Source organism: Ruegeria sp. N7 (genome assembly GCF_056531345.1).
Map to the genome: position 1 here is coordinate 1 of NZ_JBQFLR010000059.1, position 528 is coordinate 528.

General features: G+C 54.0%; 1 pseudogene. It reads left to right on the top strand.

The features are described from left to right. Positions 1–528: pseudogene (locus ACR0ES_RS20185) on the top strand (putative 2-aminoethylphosphonate ABC transporter permease subunit); the annotation flags it as partial.

Sequence of the window (528 nt, forward strand, 5' to 3'; positions counted from 1 at the left end):
TGGTCTCGGTGGTTCTGGTCATCCCCGCAATTCTGGCTTTTGCCATCGACCGGATGGTTCAGTCCAAGCAGGTGGCGCTGCTGTCTGCGCGCTCGGTTCCATATCAGGCAACACCAAACCCAAAGACTGATCGCATATTCCTGATCTACTGCAGTTTGATCGGCCTGTTCATTGTTGGTCTTCTGGCCGTGTGTCAGTTTGCGGCGTTGATCAAGTTCTGGCCCTACGATCTGAGCCTGAGCCTCAAGAATTACCAGTTCGACAAGATGGATGGCGGCGGCTGGGGATCGTATTTCAACTCGATCAAACTGGCTTTCCTGACGGCGGTGATCGGCACGACGGTTGTCTTCTTCGGGGCGTATCTGGTGGAAAAATCGAACGGCTTCAAAACCGGACGGTCGATCTTTCAGATGTTCGCCATGCTGCCGATGGCCATTCCGGGCATGGTTCTGGGACTGTCGTATATCTTCTTCTTCAACAACCCGTCCAATCCGTTCAATGCGATCTACGGCACCATGGCGATCCTGG